The organism is Streptomyces milbemycinicus, assembly GCF_002154605.1.
GTDB classification, from domain to species: Bacteria; Actinomycetota; Actinomycetes; order Streptomycetales; family Streptomycetaceae; genus Streptomyces; species Streptomyces milbemycinicus.
The window spans coordinates 1-1,274 of sequence record NZ_MUNE01001268.1 but is presented as its reverse complement, the minus strand read 5'-3'; the positions used below and the strand labels follow the sequence as shown (position 1 = coordinate 1,274).

Sequence of the window (1,274 nt, the reverse complement as noted above, 5' to 3'; positions counted from 1 at the left end):
ATCCGGCCCCGCCCGCCCTGGGGCCGCGGTGGACCGGTCCGGCGTCCGCCGAACCACACCGGCCGGAGGATGTCGTCCGGGCTGTGGTGGCGGTGGCGGAGCGGATGTACGGCAGCGCGGAGGACGCCCCCGACGCCGTGGGGTGGCTGCTGGGGGAGGACTTCGCCTTCGGGGAGCCGTACGAGACCACGGGCGCGTTCCTGGGCGACCTGGCCGATGCCGTGGCCCACCAGGGCGACTGCACCGACGACACCGTCGATGCGGTCCCCTTCCTGGCCGAGCTGGCGAGCGACGGCGCCATTCCACCCGCGGTCAGGGTGATCGTGCTCGGCGATCTGCTCCGGCTCGCGTCCACCGGCGCCTCGCTCGCCGTCTTCACGGCCGACCGCGTCGCCGCGCTCGGCGACGTATGGCAGGAGCCCGCCGGCGTACAGATGACGCGGCGGGCGATCGGCCGCGCGCTGCCGCGTCTCCTGGCCCGCTGGGACGAGGAGGGGGACGCGGCCCGGTTCGTACTCGCCGCGCTGGCCGCCACCGCAGCACCGGAGGGCGTCGGCACCCACCTCGTCCGCCGCCTGAAGGATCTCCCCGCCCCGGCCGGCTCACCCCGCGCCGACACGGTCGCCCTGATCGCCGCGCTCCTGGACGACGACGAGAGGGGCCTCGGCGCTGCCCTGCACCGACTGGCCTCCTGGCGCCCCGCCCTCGCGGAGCAGACCGCCACACCCCACGCCGCTGCCCGGCAGGTGGCCGTGGCCGTGCTCCCGGCCCTCGTCATGGAGGACGTCGGCCCGGCCGTCCATCCCTGAGCCTTCTGCACCAAGGACCTGACCACGTTCGATGACTTCGAGGACAAAGGTCTGGACCTCGTTGAACGGTTCGTCGCGCACGGCCGTATATCGGCTGCGAAAGGCACCGCACAGCACGGACCGATCCAACGAGGAGTTCCGCATGTCCCGGAAGCGTCGTGTGACCCGGCCCCAGAAGATCGCCCTGACCATCGGCGCGGTGGGTCTCGTGGGCGGCGGCCTCGCCGTCGGCGTCGGGGTCAGCCAGGCATCGGAGACCGCTCAGGCCAAGGCGCCCACGGAGAACTGCGCCGGGCTCGACACCGCGCTGCGGAACAATCTGAACTTCATCGCCGGCCAACAGGCCAACCCCGACGCCCAGTCGGAGGCCAGGATCGCCAACCGCCAGGAGGTCGTGAAACAGATCCAGCAGCGCCGCCAGGTGGCGGGCTGCACCGAGACCGTCACGCCCTCCACCCCCACCAC

At 73.2% G+C, this 1,274-nt stretch carries 2 pseudogenes; both read left to right on the top strand.

The window, feature by feature from the left end:
• Nucleotides 1-809 (top strand): annotated as a pseudogene (locus CCN51_RS52550) (hypothetical protein); the annotation flags it as partial.
• A 142-nt stretch (nucleotides 810-951) separates the two neighbouring features.
• A pseudogene (locus CCN51_RS52545) lies at nucleotides 952-1,274 on the top strand (hypothetical protein); the annotation flags it as partial.